At 70.3% G+C, this 15,632-nt stretch carries 14 protein-coding genes; 11 read left to right on the top strand and 3 right to left on the bottom strand.

The window, feature by feature from the left end; translation table 11 throughout:
- Positions 1-38 precede the first annotated feature (38 nt).
- Positions 39-785 (top strand): lysophospholipid acyltransferase family protein, encoded by a 747-nt coding sequence (locus BM109_RS23350; RefSeq protein WP_093347890.1) that lies wholly within the window; start codon positions 39-41, stop codon positions 783-785.
- Positions 786-793: 8 nt separating this feature from the next.
- On the opposite strand, the gene BM109_RS23345 is transcribed toward BM109_RS23350, so the two are convergent.
- Together BM109_RS23345 and BM109_RS23340 are read right to left on the bottom strand one after the other, a co-directional pair.
- Positions 794-1,744 carry a universal stress protein gene (locus tag BM109_RS23345; RefSeq protein ID WP_177239441.1) on the bottom strand — a complete coding sequence of 317 codons (951 nt, stop codon included), beginning with the start codon at positions 1,742-1,744 and terminating at the stop codon, positions 794-796.
- 576 nt (positions 1,745-2,320) lie between these two features.
- Positions 2,321-3,127, bottom strand: coding sequence for an IclR family transcriptional regulator (locus BM109_RS23340; protein WP_093347885.1), 807 nt, complete (start codon positions 3,125-3,127; stop codon positions 2,321-2,323).
- Positions 3,128-3,312: 185 nt separating this feature from the next.
- Between BM109_RS23340 and BM109_RS23335 the strand changes: the two genes are divergently transcribed.
- The 10 genes from BM109_RS23335 to BM109_RS23290 all read left to right on the top strand — a co-directional run bounded on the left by BM109_RS23335 (position 3,313) and on the right by BM109_RS23290 (position 14,489).
- Complete coding sequence (locus BM109_RS23335; RefSeq protein ID WP_093347882.1) at positions 3,313-5,070, top strand: FAD-dependent oxidoreductase; 1,758 nt, start codon at positions 3,313-3,315, stop codon at positions 5,068-5,070.
- A gap of 47 nt (positions 5,071-5,117) precedes the next feature.
- Positions 5,118-5,894, top strand: a complete 777-nt coding sequence (locus BM109_RS23330; protein WP_093347879.1) for an SDR family NAD(P)-dependent oxidoreductase — start codon at positions 5,118-5,120, stop codon at positions 5,892-5,894.
- Between the two features lie 53 nt (positions 5,895-5,947).
- Positions 5,948-7,147: an ABC transporter substrate-binding protein gene (locus tag BM109_RS23325; RefSeq protein WP_093347876.1), complete on the top strand. Its 1,200-nt coding sequence runs from the start codon at positions 5,948-5,950 to the stop codon at positions 7,145-7,147.
- Between the two features lie 69 nt (positions 7,148-7,216).
- Entirely contained in the window at positions 7,217-8,140 is a 924-nt protein-coding gene (locus BM109_RS23320; protein WP_057590834.1) for a branched-chain amino acid ABC transporter permease, read from the top strand.
- Positions 8,137-9,933 (top strand): branched-chain amino acid ABC transporter ATP-binding protein/permease, encoded by a 1,797-nt coding sequence (locus tag BM109_RS23315; protein WP_093347873.1) that lies wholly within the window; start codon positions 8,137-8,139, stop codon positions 9,931-9,933. Before BM109_RS23320 ends, BM109_RS23315 begins: the two co-directional genes overlap by 4 nt.
- Before the next feature lie 20 nt (positions 9,934-9,953).
- Positions 9,954-10,664 (top strand): ABC transporter ATP-binding protein, encoded by a 711-nt coding sequence (locus tag BM109_RS23310; protein ID WP_093347870.1) that lies wholly within the window; start codon positions 9,954-9,956, stop codon positions 10,662-10,664.
- A gap of 32 nt (positions 10,665-10,696) precedes the next feature.
- Positions 10,697-11,674, top strand: a complete 978-nt coding sequence (locus tag BM109_RS23305; protein ID WP_093347867.1) for an MBL fold metallo-hydrolase — start codon at positions 10,697-10,699, stop codon at positions 11,672-11,674.
- A gap of 1 nt (position 11,675) precedes the next feature.
- Entirely contained in the window at positions 11,676-12,596 is a 921-nt protein-coding gene (locus tag BM109_RS23300; RefSeq protein ID WP_256222733.1) for a DMT family transporter, read from the top strand.
- Between the two features lie 7 nt (positions 12,597-12,603).
- Positions 12,604-13,788 carry an NADH:flavin oxidoreductase/NADH oxidase gene (locus tag BM109_RS23295; protein ID WP_093347864.1) on the top strand — a complete coding sequence of 395 codons (1,185 nt, stop codon included), beginning with the start codon at positions 12,604-12,606 and terminating at the stop codon, positions 13,786-13,788.
- The gene (locus BM109_RS23290; protein WP_093347861.1) at positions 13,785-14,489 is read left to right on the top strand and encodes an EthD domain-containing protein; all 705 of its coding nucleotides are present in this window, start codon (positions 13,785-13,787) and stop codon (positions 14,487-14,489) included. The genes BM109_RS23295 and BM109_RS23290 overlap by 4 nt, the downstream gene beginning before the upstream one ends.
- Here the strand turns inward: BM109_RS23290 and BM109_RS23285 are convergent.
- Entirely contained in the window at positions 14,452-15,624 is a 1,173-nt protein-coding gene (locus tag BM109_RS23285; protein WP_093347858.1) for a CaiB/BaiF CoA transferase family protein, read from the bottom strand. The two genes, BM109_RS23290 and BM109_RS23285, sit on opposite strands and share 38 nt — an antisense overlap.
- Positions 15,625-15,632 lie beyond the last annotated feature (8 nt).

Raw genomic sequence — 15,632 nt, 5'->3', positions numbered from 1 at the left:
ACGACGACAACAACAACAGGAAGAAGGCGGTCGGGCCGATGCTGCATTCACTCAAGGCACTGCGCCGGCTGCTGCATGCGATCGCGCATGCGGTCGCCGGCTGGTGGACCATCCGCTTCACCTTCCCGGGCCTCGACCAGGCCGAGCGCAACGCGCGCGTGCAGGCCTGGGCCGCGCGCATGCTCGAGATCATGGGCATCACCTTGCGCGTGCAGGGCACGCCGCCCGCGCACGGGCCGGTGCTGCTGATCTGCAACCACCTCTCGTGGCTCGACATCACGGTGATCCACGCGGCGCGCCACGTGCGCTTCGTGTCGAAATCCGACGTCAAGCACTGGCCGCTGATCGGCACGCTCTCGAGCGGCGCGGGCACGCTCTACATCGAGCGCGAACGCCGCCGCGACGCGCTGCGCGTGGTGCACCACATGACCGACGCGCTGCGCAACGGCGACATGATCGCGGTGTTCCCCGAGGGCACCACCAGCGACGGCCGCGGCCTGCTGCCGTTCCACGCCAACCTGCTGCAGGCCGCGATCTCCTCGGGCGTGCCCGTGGTGCCGGCCGCGCTGCGCTTCGCCGATGCCGCCACCGGCGAGACCAGCCAGGCACCGCGCTACATCGACGACGACAACCTCGCCACCTCGCTGTGGAACACGCTACGCGCGCCGCCGCTCCTGGCCATCGTGCGCTTCGGCGAGCCGCAGTCCTCGTACAGCCGCGAGCGCCGCACCTGGGCGCAGACGCTGCACGAGGACGTGCAGCAACTGCGTCGCGACACGCACTGAGCGGGTCTTCAGCGAGCCGGCTGCAGCGTCCGCGGCATGACGGCCGACGGGCTGTAGCCGCGCCGATCGGTGGGCACCACCAGCACGTCGCCCGTGGCCCAGCACAGCACGCGCTGCGCGACGCTGCCGAAGAAGAAATCGGCGAGCGGATGGGCGCGCCGCTTGCCCACCACGAGCAGCTCGGCGCGCGCGTGCTGCTGCTGCACCGTGGCCTGCCGCGCCGGGTCGCCGCGGCCGATGGTCGACAGCACGCGGTTGCGCCGCGCGCTCGATGAATCGGTCAGCGAGAACAGCCGCTCGCGCGCCTGCCGCTGGCAGTCGTGGCGGTAGGTCCTGATGGCGTGGTCCGAGACCTCGGCATAGCGCAGCTTGCTTTCGTGCATGGTGTTGAGCGCATGGAACAGCTCGAGCGCGGCGTTGGCGTCGAGGCCATGGGCCAGGCTCACGAGTTCGTGCGATGCGGGCGTGAAGTCCACCGCCACCAGGATGCGGCCATAGCGCGGCCGCGCGGCCAGCCGCGTCACGAGCACCGGGCAGCGCAGCTGCCGCAGCAGGCGCTCCACCGGCTGGCCCGTGAAGAAGGCGCCGGGCGAACGGTCGCGCTCGTGCCGCAGCACCACGAGGTCGGCGTGACGCGCTTCATCCACGATCTGCGCGAGGCCGCCGCTCGAGATCGCGACCTGCTTGACCAGCACATCGAAGCGCGCGGCCATGGCGCGGGCCAGGGCCGCGAGCGCGGTGGCCGCTTCGGCGTGCGCGAGCGGTGCGAGGCTCGAGGGCGCGTACATGAGCTTGAGCAGCGCGCCATGGTCCGCCGCGAGTCGGGCGGCCCGTTCGACCGAGGGCTGGCTGCGTGCCGACAGATCGGTGAGGGCGAGGATGGATTGAAAGCAAGGCGTGCCGGATGCGGCGTTGCCGTCGGGACGCACGTGCTCCCGCTGAACCTGGGGGTGATGCATGACGCACTCCATTCGAACGCGCCCCTGATGACGGGGGCGCAGTCACGCAGGGCGAGGGCCCGGCGGTCGATGGTCTGCGTTGAAGGTGAAGGGAAGGAGGTGGACCGCCGGGCTCAGGAATGTGCGGGCGTTGGCCGAGCCGCCGCCGTCATCCACGCACGCGCCAGCGTGCAGCCGCCGAAGCGGGACGCCAGGGTGTGGAACAGCGAGTGAGCGTGCATGCGGCGGAGTCTAGGCCGGATGCGGCCGGCACCCGCTCAGTACCCGCACGGCCTTTGCCAGATTGGCGGAGGCGGCGTGCACCCTCCCAAAAAAAGCGCGCCCCGAGGGACGCGCATCGGTGCACGAGGCACCGGAGGAGTAGAGGAAGAGCAAACGTAAAGTGACGAGCGCGGGTCAGAGAATCCCGAAGATCTTGAGACCGATGATCACGGTGATCGGCACGCCGCAGGCCCAGAGGATGAGGCTTTTCATGAAGGTTCTCCTGTGTTGTGAGTGGCTTGCAGATTCACACGCGGCGAGGGCCGCGCATTGCAAGAGAACCGAGGCACCGTGCGTGGGCAGGTGCCTACATCTTCAGCCGCGCGCGGCAGGCGCTTCGGGCGGCACGTAGCCGAGCCGGCGCGAGATCTCGAGCGCGCAGGCGCGCAGCGGCACCGCCACGCGGCCTTCCCAGTCGCTGTCGAAGGTGGCCTCGGGGCCCATCGCGGTGATGCCCAGCACGATGTTGTGGGTCGAGTCGAACACCGGCGCGCAGAAGGCGTCGATGCCCGGGATCGGCTGGCCCAAGGTGCGCGACATGCCGTGCATGCGCGTCTCCACCAGCAGCGCCTCGAGCTGCGACTGCGACAGCTCCTCGGTGCCGCGGCCGCCGGCCGGGCCGCGCAGGCGCGCGAGGTCGTCCACCATCATCTTCTCGACCACCTTGGGCGGCAGGTAGGCCGCGAACAACCGGCCCGTGGCCGTGTAGGCCAGCGACATCACGGTGCCGGTGCGCAGGTTCACGTGCAGCGGATGGATCGGTTCCTCGAGCCGCACCACGGTCGGCCCGAAGTTGCCCCAGACCGCGACCGCGATGCTCTGCTCGGTTTCCGAGGCCAGCGCCTCGATCAGCGGCGAGGCCTCCTTGATCGGATCGAGCCGCTGCAGCTTGGCCAGCCCGAGCTGCAGCGCCAGCGGGCCCAGCTCGTAGCGGCCCGCGCTGTCCTGCACCACGAAGCCGACCTTGAGAAAGCTCACCAGGTACGGATGGGCCTTGCCCACCGGCACGCCGGCGGCCTTGCCGAGGTCGCGCAAGGCCATGGGCGCGACATGCCGCCCGAGGGCGACGAGCAGCTGCGTTCCTATTTCGACGGATTGGATGCCACGTCTCGGCTTTTCCATGGGGCGCCCGGCGTGGGGGTTGAGAGTGGGGGCGAGTATAGCCATCAGGGTTTCTACTGATATTGTCGTGTTCAATCGACGATGACTGATCATCTGATAGTAACTAAACGACTTGACCATATCAATGTCGCTGCCTAAACTTCGCGGCAACTTAAGTCCTACAGAAACAAGGCAGACAGGCAGAGATGGAACAGAACACGTTGGAATGCGATGTGCTCGTCGTCGGCAGCGGCGCCTCGGGCATGGCGACCGCGATCACGGCGGCGTCGCAGGGTTTGAAGGTGCTGGTGGTCGAGAAGGAACCGCGCTTCGGCGGCACCACCGCGCGTTCGGGCGGCTGGCTGTGGATCCCGGGCACGCGCCTGGCCACGGAGCAGGGCATCCACGAGCCGGCCGGCGCCGCGCTCGACTACATGAAGCACGAGACCACCACCCACTTCGACGCGGCGCGCGTGAGCGCCTTCCTCGAGATGGGCCCGAAGGCGATCGACTTCTTCACGCGCAACACCTGCGTGCAGTTCGACATGCCGCCGGTGTTCCCCGACTACCACGCCGAGGCGCCCGGTGGCCAGCCCGGCGGGCGCTCGATGGTCACGCGCCCCTTCGACGGCCGCGAGCTCGGTCCGCGCATCAAGCAGCTCGCGCCGCCGCTGCCCGAGCTCACGGTGTTCGGGATGATGTTGGGCTCGGGCCCCGAGATCAAACACTTCATGCGGGCCTTCAAGTCGCCGACCTCGTTCTGGTACGTGACCAAGCGGCTGAGCCGGCACTTCCTCGACGTGCTGCGCCATGGCCGCGGCATGACGCTGACCAACGGCAACGCGCTCGCGGGCCGGCTCGCCAAGGCCGCGATGGACCAGAACATTCCCGTGTGGCTCTCCTCGCCCGTGAAGAAGCTCGTGGTCGAGTACGACGGCGTCTCGGGCGCGGTGGTGCAGCACGAGGGCAAAAGCGTGCGCGTGGTGGCCAAGCGCGGTGTGGTGCTGGCCTGCGGTGGTTTTCCTTATGACGTGGAGCGCCGCAAGCAACTGTTTCCGCATGCGCCCACCGGCAAGGAGCACTACTCGCCATCGCCTTCCACCAACACCGGCGACGGCCTGCGGCTGGCCGAGGCGGTCGGCGGCCGCGTCGACGGCACCATCCCGCATGCCGCGGCCTGGGTGCCGGCCTCGGTCACCACGCGGCCCGATGGCACCAAGGGGGTGATGCCGCACTTCATCGACCGCGCCAAGCCCGGCGTGATCGCGGTCACGCCCAAGGGCCGGCGCTTCGCCAACGAAGGCAACTCGTACCACGACTTCGTGCAGGCCATGGTCAAGGCCTGCGCCGGCGAGCCCGAGGTCACGGCCTGGCTGCTGTGCGACCACAAGGCACTGCGCGACTACGGCCTGGGCTGCGTGGCACCGGCGCCGCTGCCGATCGGCCGGCACCTGAAGAGCGGCTACCTCAAGCAGGGCGCCAGCATCGGCGAGCTCGCGAAGCAGATCGGCATCGCGCCCGCGGTGCTCGAGGCCACGGTGAAGGAGTTCAACGACAGCGCGCGCACCGGAGATGACCCGCTGTTCGGCAAGGGCAGCAAGGCCTACAACCGCTACCAGGGCGACGCCAACGTCACGCCCAACCCCTGCGTCGCGCCGCTGGAGCACGGCCCCTACTACGCGATCAAGCTCGTGGTCGGCGACATCGGCACCTTCGCCGGCCTGGTGGTCGACGAGAAGACCCGCGTGCTCGACGTCAACCGCCAGCCGATCAAGGGCCTCTACGCGGTCGGCAACGACGCGGCCAGCGTGATGGGCGGCAACTACCCGGGCGCCGGCATCACGCTCGGCCCGGCACTGACCTTCGGCTACGTCGCGGGCCTGCAGGTGGCGCAGGGCGCCACGGCGGCCGCCACGCTGCAGGTGGAGCAGCGCGAGGCCGTGCCCGTGCGCCGCACCGCCTGAGACCTCTTCCCTTCAACCACCCACATTCATCAGAAGGAACCTTTCCGATGGCCTTTCCTCCCCACGTCGCGCCGCGCCTGCTCGAAGGCCGCCTCGCGCTGATCACCGGCGCCGGCCAGGGCAACGGCCGTGCGCTCGCGCTGGGCCTGGCGCAGGCCGGCGCGCGCGTCGTTGTCACCGACATGAACGAGGCCACCGTGGGCGAGACCGCGCAGCTGGTGCGCGACGAAGGCGGCCAGGCCTGGTCCTTCGTGCTCGACGTGACCTCGCCCGAGGCCTGCCATGCGCTGGCGGTGCGCGTGGGCGACGAGATCGGCGCCATCGACCTGCTGGTGAACAACGCCGGCATCATCATCCGCGAGGGCACGGCCAGCCCCAATGCCGCGGCCAACTGGAAGAAGACGCTCGACGTCAACGTGCACGGCACCTTCAACGTCACCCACGCCTGGCTCGGCGCGATCAAGGCCACGAAGGGCGCGGTGATCAACATCGCCTCGATCGCCGCCTACGCGGGGCAGGGCGCGAGCCTCGGCTACTCGCCCTCGAAGGGCGCGATCAAGATGTTCACCCAGTCGCTCGCGCAGGAGCTCGCGCCCTTCGGCGTGCGCGTCAACGCGCTCGCGCCCGGCGTGATCGAGACGCCGATGACCGCCGCCACGCGCGAGAACCCGCAGCGCCTCGAATCCTTCATGACGCGCATCCCGATGGGCCGCGTCGGCCAGACCGAGGACCTCGTGGGCCCGGTGATCTTCCTCGCGAGCGACATGTCGCGCTACGTCACCGGCATCACGCTGCCGGTGGACGGCGGCTTCCTCGCGGTCTGAGCCTTCCGCCGCTTTTTCGCTTTCCCGACCGTCAATCCTCCAGGAGACAAAGAATGAAGACCTTCCGTCTGTACAAGACCTTGCTCGCGAGCGCCGCCTTCTGCGCGTTCGCCGCCGGTGCCTCGGCGCAGGACATCAAGCTCGGCTACAACGGCGACCTCTCGGCCTCGCCCTCGGCGCAGAGCGGCCAGGCCGCGGTGCTCGGCATGGAAGCCGCGATCGCCGACCTCAACGCCGCCGGCGGCGTGCTCGGCCGCAAGTTCACGCTGGTCACGCGCGACGACGTGTCGGCGCCACCCAAGTCGATCCAGAACATGAGCGACCTGATCGACAACGAGAAGGTGGTGGCGGTGTTCGGCCCCACCAACTCGGGCAACGCCATGGCCTGGAAGCACATCGCCAACCAGAAGAAGATCCCGGTGCTGGGCAACGTGGGCTCGGGCACCGACATCACCAAGCCGATGAGCGCGGGCGCCGACAACTACATGTTCCGCGTCTCGATGGTCGACCGCGAGCAGGTCGCGGCGCTGATGGCCTACGTGAAGAAGAACACCGCCGCCTCGAAGGTGGTGGGCCTGATGGCCGAGACCACCGGCTACGGCCAGGGCGGCCTCAAGGACATGGAGGAGATCGCCAAGCTGCAGGACATCAAGATCGCGGCCACCGAGCGCTTCGGCGTCGGCGACACCGACATGACCTCGCAGCTCAGCAAGATGAAGGCCGCCAACGTCGACACCGTGGTGGTGTGGGCGCAGGGCACGCCGATCGCGCAGCTGGTGCGCAGCATGGAGAAGATCAACTACTTCCCGCTGACGCTGACCTCCTGGGCCGCCGACAACATCACCTTCTACGACGCGGCCGGCAAGGCGCTGGCCGAGAAACCGATCTTCATGCGCACCGTGAGCGAGACCCGCACGCCCGCGCAGCAGAAGCTCTTCGACCGCATCGGCAGCAAGCTCAAGGCGCCGGGTTCGTTCTCGTTCGCGCTGCACGGCTACGACTCGGTGCTGCTGCTCGCGCAGGCGATGAAGCAGGCCAACGGCACCGACGGCGCCGCCGTGCGCGCCGCGCTGGAAGACCTCAAGACCCCGGTGCAGGGCGTGCTCAAGACCTACGAGAAGCCCTTCAGCAAGACCAACCACGAGGCGCTGACCGCCAAGGACCTGGTCTGGATCCGCTGGAAGGACGGCAAGCTGCTGCCCTACAGCGACGCGCTGATCCAGGGCCTGAACCCGGCCGACTTCAAGCAGTAAGAGCAAAAAGGAAGCGAGGCCGGCGCGCCCGCGCGGTGCCCGGCCTCGCCTCGCAACGGAGATACACACATGGTTGAAGCGCTCCTGCAGGCGCTCATCAGCGGGCTCGCCGTCGGCGGTGCCTATGCGCTGGTGGCACTGGGATTCAGCATCACGTTCACCACCACCAAGACGCTGAACTTCTCGCACGGCGAGTTCGTCTCGGCCGGCGCCTTCATCGGCATGAGCGCCCTGTTCCTGGTCCTGGGCAAGCCGCTGGCCTCCACCACCTTCGGCGATGCCGTGCCCGGTGCCGGCGCGCAGCTGTTCGCGCTGCTGGCGGCGCTCGGCGTGATGGGCCTCTTGGGCTGGCTGCTCTACGTGCTCGGCGTGCGGCCGTTCGCGGGCCGTCCCGGCATGGCCTGGGTGATGAGCACGCTGGGCTTCGGCGTGATCCTGCAGAGCGTGGGGCTCGCGATCTGGGGCCCGAAGCCGGTGGTGGTGCCCGCGCCCGTGGGCGACACCGTGATCCGCATGTTCGGCGTCGGCGTGCGGCCGCAGGAACTGCTGACCCTGGGCGTGGCCGTGGTCGTGATGTTCGGCTTCGACCGCGTGATGAACCGCACCATGGTCGGCAAGGCCATGCGCGCGGTGGCGCAGAACGGCAACGTGGCCAGCCTCATGGGCATCAACACCAACGCCATGATGATCGGCGCCTTCGTCGTCAGCTCGGCGCTGGCGGGCCTGTCGGGCTTCCTGCTCGCGCCGATCGCGCAGGCCTCGCTGTTCATGGGGCTCACCGTCGGCCTCAAGGGCTTCTCGGGCGCGATGATCGGCGGCCTCAGCAACCCGCGCGGCTGCGTCATCGGCGGCTTCCTGCTCGGCGTGCTCGAGTCGATGGTCAATCTCTGGCAGGCGCAGTGGCGCGAGGTGGCGGTGTTCGCGCTCGTGATCCTGGTGCTGGCCTTCCGGCCCACGGGCCTGTTCGGCAGCCGCGCGGTGGAGAAGGTATGAAGCGCCTGGTCCATCCCCTGGCCGTGGTGGCGGTCGCCGCGGCGCTGATCGGCATCGTCTCGCTGCTCGGCAACGACTACTACCTGCGCATCGCCTTCATGATGTGCGTCTACTACCTGTGCGCTGCCGGCATGAACGTGCTGGTCGGCTACGCGGGACAGAAGTCGCTGGGCCAGGCCGGCCTGTTCGCGGCCGGCGCCTACGGCGTCGCGCTGCTGACCTCGCGCACCGACATGGACCCCTGGCTCGCGCTGCTGCTCGCGGCCGTGATCTCGGGCCTGTGCGGCGTGCTGATCGCGCTGCCCTCGCTGCGCGTGAAGGGCCCCTACCTCGCGATGGTCACGCTGGCCTTCGGCATCGTGGTCGAGAAGCTGGTCGGCGAATGGACCGATGTCTTCGGCGGCGCGCAGGGCATCTACGGCATCCGCCCGCTGACCTGGAAGGGCGCGCCGCTCGACACCACGCAATGGGTGGTGCTGGGCATCGTGCTGAGCGCGGCGCTGCACCTGCTCTTGCGCAACCTGCTGCAGGGCCGCTTCGGCCGCGCGCTGCTGTCGCTGCAGGCCGACGAGATCGCGTCGTCGTCGGTGGGCGTGCGTGTCTATCGCGCCAAGGTCATGGCCTTCGTGGTCGCGGCCGTCACCTGCGGCATCGCGGGCGCGCTGGTGGCGCAGCAGAACCAGTACATCAACTCCGACTTCATCACCTTCCACCTGTCGATCTTCATCCTGCTGCTGGTGCTGTTCGGCGGCGCGGGCTCGATGTACGGACCGATCGTGGGCGCGGTGCTGCTCACGCTGACCGACGCGCTGCTCGCGCGCTGGCCCTCGGCGCAGCATTTCCTCTACGGCTTCCTGCTGCTGTTCGCGCTCTACGTGATGCCCGGCGGCGTGGTGGGGCTGGTCGACAAGTGGGTCAGCCGCTCGCGCCACCGCGGCGAGGGCGCCGGCGGCCAGGGCGTGCCGGGGCAGATCGGTCCAGGCGGCGAGGGCGAGCTGCTGGTGGTGCAGGGCGTGACCAAGTCCTACGGCGGCGTGAAGCCCGCGCAGGACGTGTCGTTCAGCCTGCAGCGCGGCCACATCCATGCGCTGATCGGACCCAACGGCGCGGGCAAGAGCACCATGATCAACATGCTCACGGGCGTGATCCAGCCCGATGCCGGCGCGATCCGCTTCCTCGGCGAGAACATCGTGGGCCGGCCCGCGCACACCATCTGCTGCCTCGGCATGGGCCGCACCTTCCAGAACCTGCGGCTGTTCGCCGAACTCTCGGTGCTCGACAACGTGATGCTGGGCCGGCACAGCCGCATGAGCAACGGCTTCCTGTCCTCGCTGCTGGCCTGGCCCACGGCCGGCAAGCAGGAACGCGAGACGCGCGAGCGCGCGCTGCAACTGCTCGACCTGGTCGGCCTCGGTCACCTCGCGCACTGGCCCGCGGGCAGCCTGCCCTACGGCCTGCAGCGGCGCGTGGAGCTGGCGCGCGCGCTGGCCACCGAGCCGCAATTGCTGCTGCTCGACGAACCCGCCGCCGGCCTCAACCCGCAGGAGACCGCCGAGCTCGGCGAGCTGCTGCTGCGCATCGGCAAGTGCGGCGTCTCGATCCTGATGGTCGAGCACCACATGGACCTGGTGATGTCGATCTCGGACCACGTCATCGTGCTCGACTACGGCATCAAGATCGCCGAGGGCCGGCCGGCCGAGGTGCAGGCCAATCCGCGCGTGGTCGAGGCCTACCTGGGCGTCGACGACGAGGCCGATCACGCGCCGCACGGCCTGCAGCCGCAGCCCGCCTGAGCGAAAGGACCCCCACCATCATGTTGAAGATCGAATCGGTGAAGGTCTCGTACGGCGCCATCGAGGCCGTCAAGGGCGTGAGCCTCGAAGTGCGCGCGGGCGAGGTCGTCACCATCATCGGCGCCAACGGCGCCGGCAAGAGCACCCTGCTCAAGAGCATCGTCGGCCTCGAGCCCGTGGCCCAGGGCCGCGTGCTGATCGACGGCAAGGACTGCACGCAGGTGCCGCCGCACCAGCGCGTGGGCCTGGGCGTGGCGCTGTCGCCCGAGGGCCGCGGCGTGTTCCCCGACCAGACCGTGCGCGAGAACCTGATGCTCGGCGCCTACTCGCGCCGCGCCGACAAGGCCTTCGTCGACAACGCCATCGAGCGCGAGTTCGCGCGCTTCCCGCGCCTGAAGGAACGCCAGCACCAGCCCGCGGGCACGCTGTCGGGTGGCGAGCAGCAGATGCTCGCGATCGCGCGCGCGCTCATGAGCGATCCGCGGCTGCTGCTGCTCGACGAGCCCTCGCTGGGCCTCGCGCCGCTGATCATCAAGGACATCTTCGATGCCATCCGCCAGCTGCGCAGCTCGGGCCTCACCATCCTGCTGGTGGAGCAGATGGCCAAGCAGGCGCTCGGCGTGGCCGACCGCGCCTACGTGCTCGAGACCGGCTGCATCACGCTCGAGGGCTCCGGCCGCGAGCTGCTCGACAACCCCAAGGTGAAGTCGGCCTACCTCGGCACGCACTGACCCCAACGCCCAACCCTTCGCAAGGAAACCCAATGACCGCACCCGTTACCAAGAAATTCGCCAGCCAGGCCGACCTCGAGGAGAAGAAGGTCTCGTTCACGCGCCTCTCGGAGAACGCCTACGCCTACACGGCCGAGGGCGACCCGAACACCGGCATCTTCATCGGCGACGAGGCCGTGATGGTGGTCGACACCCAGGCCACGCCCGCGATGGCGCAGGACGTGATCCGCCGCATCCGCGAGGTCACGCCGCTGCCGATCAAGTACGTGCTGCTGTCGCACTACCACGCGGTGCGCGTGCTCGGCGCCTCGGCCTATTTCAAGGAAGGCGCCGAGCAGATCATCGCCAGCCGCGACACCTACGACCTGATCGTCGAGCGCGGCGAGCAGGACAAGGCCAGCGAGATCGGCCGCTTCCCGCGCCTCTTCCGCAACGTCGAGTCGGTGCCGCCGGGCCTGACCTGGCCCACCATGACCTTCGACGGCACCATGAGCGTGTGGCTCGGCAAGAAGCTCGAGGTGAAGATCGCGCAGGTCGGCCGCGGCCACACCAAGGGCGACACCATCGCCTACCTCGAGGACCAGAAGATCTGCTTCGCGGGCGACCTGGTCGAATACCAGAGCACCGCCTACGCGGGCGACTGCTACTTCCGCGACTGGCCCACCACGCTCGACCGCCTGGCCGGCTTCGGCTTCGAGAAGCTGGTGCCGGGCCGCGGCGCCGCGCTCGAGAACGCCGCCGACGTGCGCAAGGCCATCGCCTCCACGCGCGCCTTCATCTCCGACGTCTACACGCTGGTCAACAACGGCGTGGCGCAGGGCAAGACGCTCAACGTGATCTACAAGGAGACTGTGGCCGCGCTGCGCCCGACCTACGGCCACTGGGTGATCTTCGACCACTGCATGCCCTTCGACGTGACGCGCGCCTACGACGAGGCCACCGGCCACGTGCATCCGCGCATCTGGACCGCGGAGCGCGACATCGAGATGTGGAACGCGCTGGAAAGCTGAGGTGAAGCGCAGCGCGGCCGCGCCGGTCGCCACGCCGGCCTCGGTGCAGGGCTGGATGCTGCTGGCCATGGTGCTGTGGGGCGTCAACGTCTCGGCCGTGAAGGCGCTCACCGCCTCCTTCGAGGCGCTGCCGCTGGCGGCGCTGCGCATGGCGGTGGCCTGCGTCGCGCTCAGCGCCGTCGTGCTGTGGCGGCGCGGCGGGCTGCCGTTGCTCGGCGCGCGCCAGCTGGCCGCGATGGCCGGCTGCGCCTTCCTCATGGTGTATGCCAACCAGATCCTGTTCGCGCACGGCCTGCAGCGCTCCACCGCCACCAACGGCGCGCTGATCATGGCGCTGAGCCCGCTGGTGTCGGCGCTGATGGCCGCGCTGGTGTTCCGCGAGCCGCTCACGCCGCGCCGCCTGCTCGGCGTGGCGCTGGGCTTCGCGGGCGTGGCGGCCGTGGTGCTGAGCCATCCGGGCGCCACGCTCTCGCATGCCGGCCTCGGCGACCTGATGCTCGCGCTGTCGGTGATCAGCTTCGCGGTCGGCGGCGTCGGCGTGCAGCGGCTCGCGCGGCAGCTCGATCCGCTGTCGATGAGCTGGGTGATCTACCTGATCGGCACCGCGATGCTGATCGTGCATGCCGCGCTCGGGCCTTCGCCGCTGGGCGCGGCCCAGCTCTTTCCGGGTGCGTGGCCCTGGGTGCTGGTGCTGTTCTCGGGCGTGGCCGCCACCGCGGCCGGCAACCTGATCTGGAACCGGTCGATCTCCGTCATCGGCATCGCGCGCACCGCCGTGTTCCTCTACTGGGTGCCGGTGTTCGGCGTCGGCTTCGCGGCGCTGCTGCTCGGCGAGACGCTGACCGTCTGGCACCTGTTCGGCTTCGCCGCCGTGATGGGCGGCACCTGGCTCGGCACGCGGCCGGCCAGGCCTTCTTCCTGAGTCACCCATGTCCGATCCGCTTCCCCTGCTGTTCCAGCCGCTGCGCCTGCGCGGGCTCGAGCTTTCCAACCGCGTCGTGATCTCGCCCATGTGCCAGCACGCGGCCGAGCGCGGCCATGCCACGCCCTGGCACCTGGTGCACCTGGGCAAGTTCGCGCTCGGCGGCGCCGCGCTGATCCTCACCGAGAGCACCGCGGTCGATCCGCGCGGGCGCATCGGCACCGCCGACCTCGGCCTGTGGAAGGACAGCCAGGTCGCGCCGCTGAAGGCCGTGGTCGATTTCGTGCACGCGCAGGGCGGCGCCATCGGCGTGCAGCTCGCGCACGCCGGCCGCAAGTCGGGCAGCGAGCCGCTGTGGGAAGGTGGCGCGGCATTGAATGCGCAGACCATGGCGGCCGACGAGGAGCCCTGGGAGCGCCTGGGTCCGAGCCCGCTCGCCGCCGGCCCGGGCTGGTCGGCGCCGCGCGCGCTCGGCCTCGACGAGATCGAGGCCGTGGTGCAGCGCTTCGTCGATGCCGCGCGGCGCGCCGACGAAGCGGGCTTCGACGTGGTCGAGCTGCACTTCGGCCATGGCTACCTGGTCGCGAGCTTTCTCTCGCCCAATGCCAACCGGCGCGACGATGCCTACGGCGGCAGCCGCGAGAAGCGCATGGCGCTCGCGCTCGAGATCGCGCGCCGCGTGCGCGCCGCCTGGCCGGAGCACAAGCCGCTGTTCTGCCGGCTGTCGGCGGTCGACGGCACGCTCGACGGCTGGAACCTCGACGACTCGGTGGTGCTCGCACGCGCGCTCGAGGACTGCGGCGTCGACGTCATCGACTGCTCGTCGGGCGGCCTCACCGAGGAGACGCGGGCCTTGCCCGTGCCGCGCGGCCTGGGCTTCCAGGTGCCGTTCTCGGCGCGCATCCGGCGCGAGGCCGGCGTGACCACGCAGGCCGTGGGAATGATCGTCGACGCGCACCAGGCCGAGGCCGTGCTCGCCGCCGGCGATGCCGACCTGATCGCGCTGGGCCGCGAGGCGCTGTTCGATCCCTACTGGGCCCACCACGCCGCCGCCGAGCTCGGCGCCGACCCCGCCTACCGGCGCTGGCCCGTGCGCCACGGCGTGTGGCTCGCCAAGCGCGCGCCGGGCCTCGCACGCGCGCGGGCCGAGGCGGCCGCCGCATCCAACGACAAGGAGACACCCCCACCATGACCGACGCCACGATTCCTTTGCGCATGGGCCTGATCCGCAAGAAGCACGACTGGACCGACGCGGCCTTCCGCCACCACTGGCGCCACAGCCACGGCCCGCTGGTCGCGCAACTGCCCACCCTGCGCGGCTATCGCCAGAACCTCGTGACCGACCGGCTGCAGCGCGGCATCGATTTCGCGCGCGGCCCGTGGGATTTCGACGGCTTCTCGCAACTCGGCTTCGACGCGGCGGCGCAGGCGAATGCCGCCTTCACCGACGGCGAGCTCGCCGCGCGCATCCGCGAGGACGAGCGCCATTTCCTCGGTGGCCTGCACATCGTGGGCGTCGCGCAGAGCACCGTCATCGCGCCGCCGGCCGAACCGCATCGCCTGCTCAAGCGCATCTCCACCCTGCGCCGCCGCACCGACATCTCGGAGGACGACTTCCGCCGCGAGTGGAAGGTGCATGCCGACCACGTGCGCCGGATGCCCGGCGTGGGCGGCTACCGCCAGAACGTCGTGACCGCGCGCGAGTTCGACAAGGGCACGCCCTGCGTCTACGAGACGCTGCCGATCGACGGCATCGTCGAACTGTGGTTCGAGAGCACCGACACGCTGGACGCCGCCTTCGGCTCGGCGCAGGGGCAGCGCACGATGGCGCATGCGAAGAGCTTCCTCGCGGAGATCACGGCGTTCGTGGTGGAGGAGCACCGGGTGGTGTGAGGCCGTCGCGGCCGAGGGCCGACAGGCGCGGATCCGCGGGATCGAAACCCCAGTCGCGCAAGGCCTCGTCACCGCCGCCGCGTGCATCGGCCGGCGCGCGGCCCGCGACGCTCGCGGTGCGCGAGAAGCGCGGCGCCGGCGCGGGTTGCTGCACGCCACCGACCGGCACGAAGCTCTCGCGCGCCACGTGGTGCGCATGGCCCGCCACTTCGCCGAGCGACAGCACGGGCGTCACGCAGGCCTCGGTGCCGTCGAAGACCGCGCACCACGCATCGCGCGTGCGCGTGGCGAAGAGGGCGGCGAACCGGCGCCGCGTTTCGGGCCACGCAGCGCGGTCGTGCTGCGGCGGCAGCGCATCGGGCGCCAGGCCCAGCCCCGCGAGCAGCGCCGCGTAGAACGCAGGCTCGATGGCGCCGACCGCCACGTGCCGGCGGTCGCTCGTCTCGTACACGCCGTAGAACGGGGCGCCGCCGTCGAGCAGGTTGGCCTCGCGCCGGTCCAGCCATTCGCCCGTGGCCACGCGCCCCAGGATCGGCGCCATCAGCAGCAGCGAACCGTCGACCATCGCCGCGTCGACGACCTGTCCCTGGCCGCTGCCGCGCGCCTCCAGCACGGCGGCCATGACACCGAGCGCCAGCAGCATCGCACCGCCGCCGAAGTCGCCGACGAGGTTGAGCGGAGGCACCGGCTTGTCGGCCGTGCCGGTGGCATGCAGCGCACCCGTGAGGCCGATGTAGTTGATGTCGTGACCCACGGCCCGCGCGAGCGGCCCGTGCTGGCCCCAGCCCGTCATGCGTGCGTAGACCAGCGCGGGCGATGCCGCGAGGCAGGCCTCGGGCCCGAGGCCCAGCCGCTCCATCACGCCGGGGCGGTGGCCTTCGAGCAGCACGTGCGCGTTGCGCGCCAGCGCGAGCACGGCATCGCGCGCGGCCGGGTCCTTGAGGTCGGCCGTCACGCCGCGCCGGCCGCGCAGCACCGTCTCGTGCCGCGCGTCGCGCGCGATGCCCATGCCGGCCGGCGCGGGCCGTGCGATGCGCAGCACGTCGGCGCCCATGTCCGCGAGCATCATCGCGGCCCAGGGCACGGGGCCGATGGCGTCGAACTCCAGCACGCGAAGGCCGTGCAGCGGTCCCATGGCCGAAG

Source organism: Variovorax sp. PDC80 (assembly GCF_900115375.1).
In the GTDB taxonomy this organism is placed as follows: domain Bacteria; phylum Pseudomonadota; class Gammaproteobacteria; order Burkholderiales; family Burkholderiaceae_C; genus Variovorax.
Note: the sequence above shows the minus strand (reverse complement) of the source record. Positions and strands in the feature narration are given on the sequence as shown.

Bases quoted from the DNA above. Each gene is read 5' to 3' on its own strand.
- BM109_RS23310 (WP_093347870.1), top strand. From the start codon at position 9,954: ATGTTGAAGATCGAATCGGTGAAGGTCTCGTACGGCGCCATCGAGGCC.
- BM109_RS23335 (WP_093347882.1), top strand. From the start codon at position 3,313: ATGGAACAGAACACGTTGGAATGCGATGTGCTCGTCGTCGGCAGCGGC.
- BM109_RS23340 (WP_093347885.1), bottom strand. From the start codon at position 3,127: ATGGAAAAGCCGAGACGTGGCATCCAATCCGTCGAAATAGGAACGCAG.
- BM109_RS23345 (WP_177239441.1), bottom strand. From the start codon at position 1,744: ATGCATCACCCCCAGGTTCAGCGGGAGCACGTGCGTCCCGACGGCAAC.
- BM109_RS23320 (WP_057590834.1), top strand. From the start codon at position 7,217: ATGGTTGAAGCGCTCCTGCAGGCGCTCATCAGCGGGCTCGCCGTCGGC.
- BM109_RS23305 (WP_093347867.1), top strand. From the start codon at position 10,697: ATGACCGCACCCGTTACCAAGAAATTCGCCAGCCAGGCCGACCTCGAG.
- BM109_RS23330 (WP_093347879.1), top strand. From the start codon at position 5,118: ATGGCCTTTCCTCCCCACGTCGCGCCGCGCCTGCTCGAAGGCCGCCTC.
- BM109_RS23295 (WP_093347864.1), top strand. From the start codon at position 12,604: ATGTCCGATCCGCTTCCCCTGCTGTTCCAGCCGCTGCGCCTGCGCGGG.
- BM109_RS23285 (WP_093347858.1), bottom strand. From the start codon at position 15,624: ATGGGACCGCTGCACGGCCTTCGCGTGCTGGAGTTCGACGCCATCGGC.
- BM109_RS23350 (WP_093347890.1), top strand. From the start codon at position 39: ATGCTGCATTCACTCAAGGCACTGCGCCGGCTGCTGCATGCGATCGCG.
- BM109_RS23325 (WP_093347876.1), top strand. From the start codon at position 5,948: ATGAAGACCTTCCGTCTGTACAAGACCTTGCTCGCGAGCGCCGCCTTC.
- BM109_RS23315 (WP_093347873.1), top strand. From the start codon at position 8,137: ATGAAGCGCCTGGTCCATCCCCTGGCCGTGGTGGCGGTCGCCGCGGCG.
- BM109_RS23290 (WP_093347861.1), top strand. From the start codon at position 13,785: ATGACCGACGCCACGATTCCTTTGCGCATGGGCCTGATCCGCAAGAAG.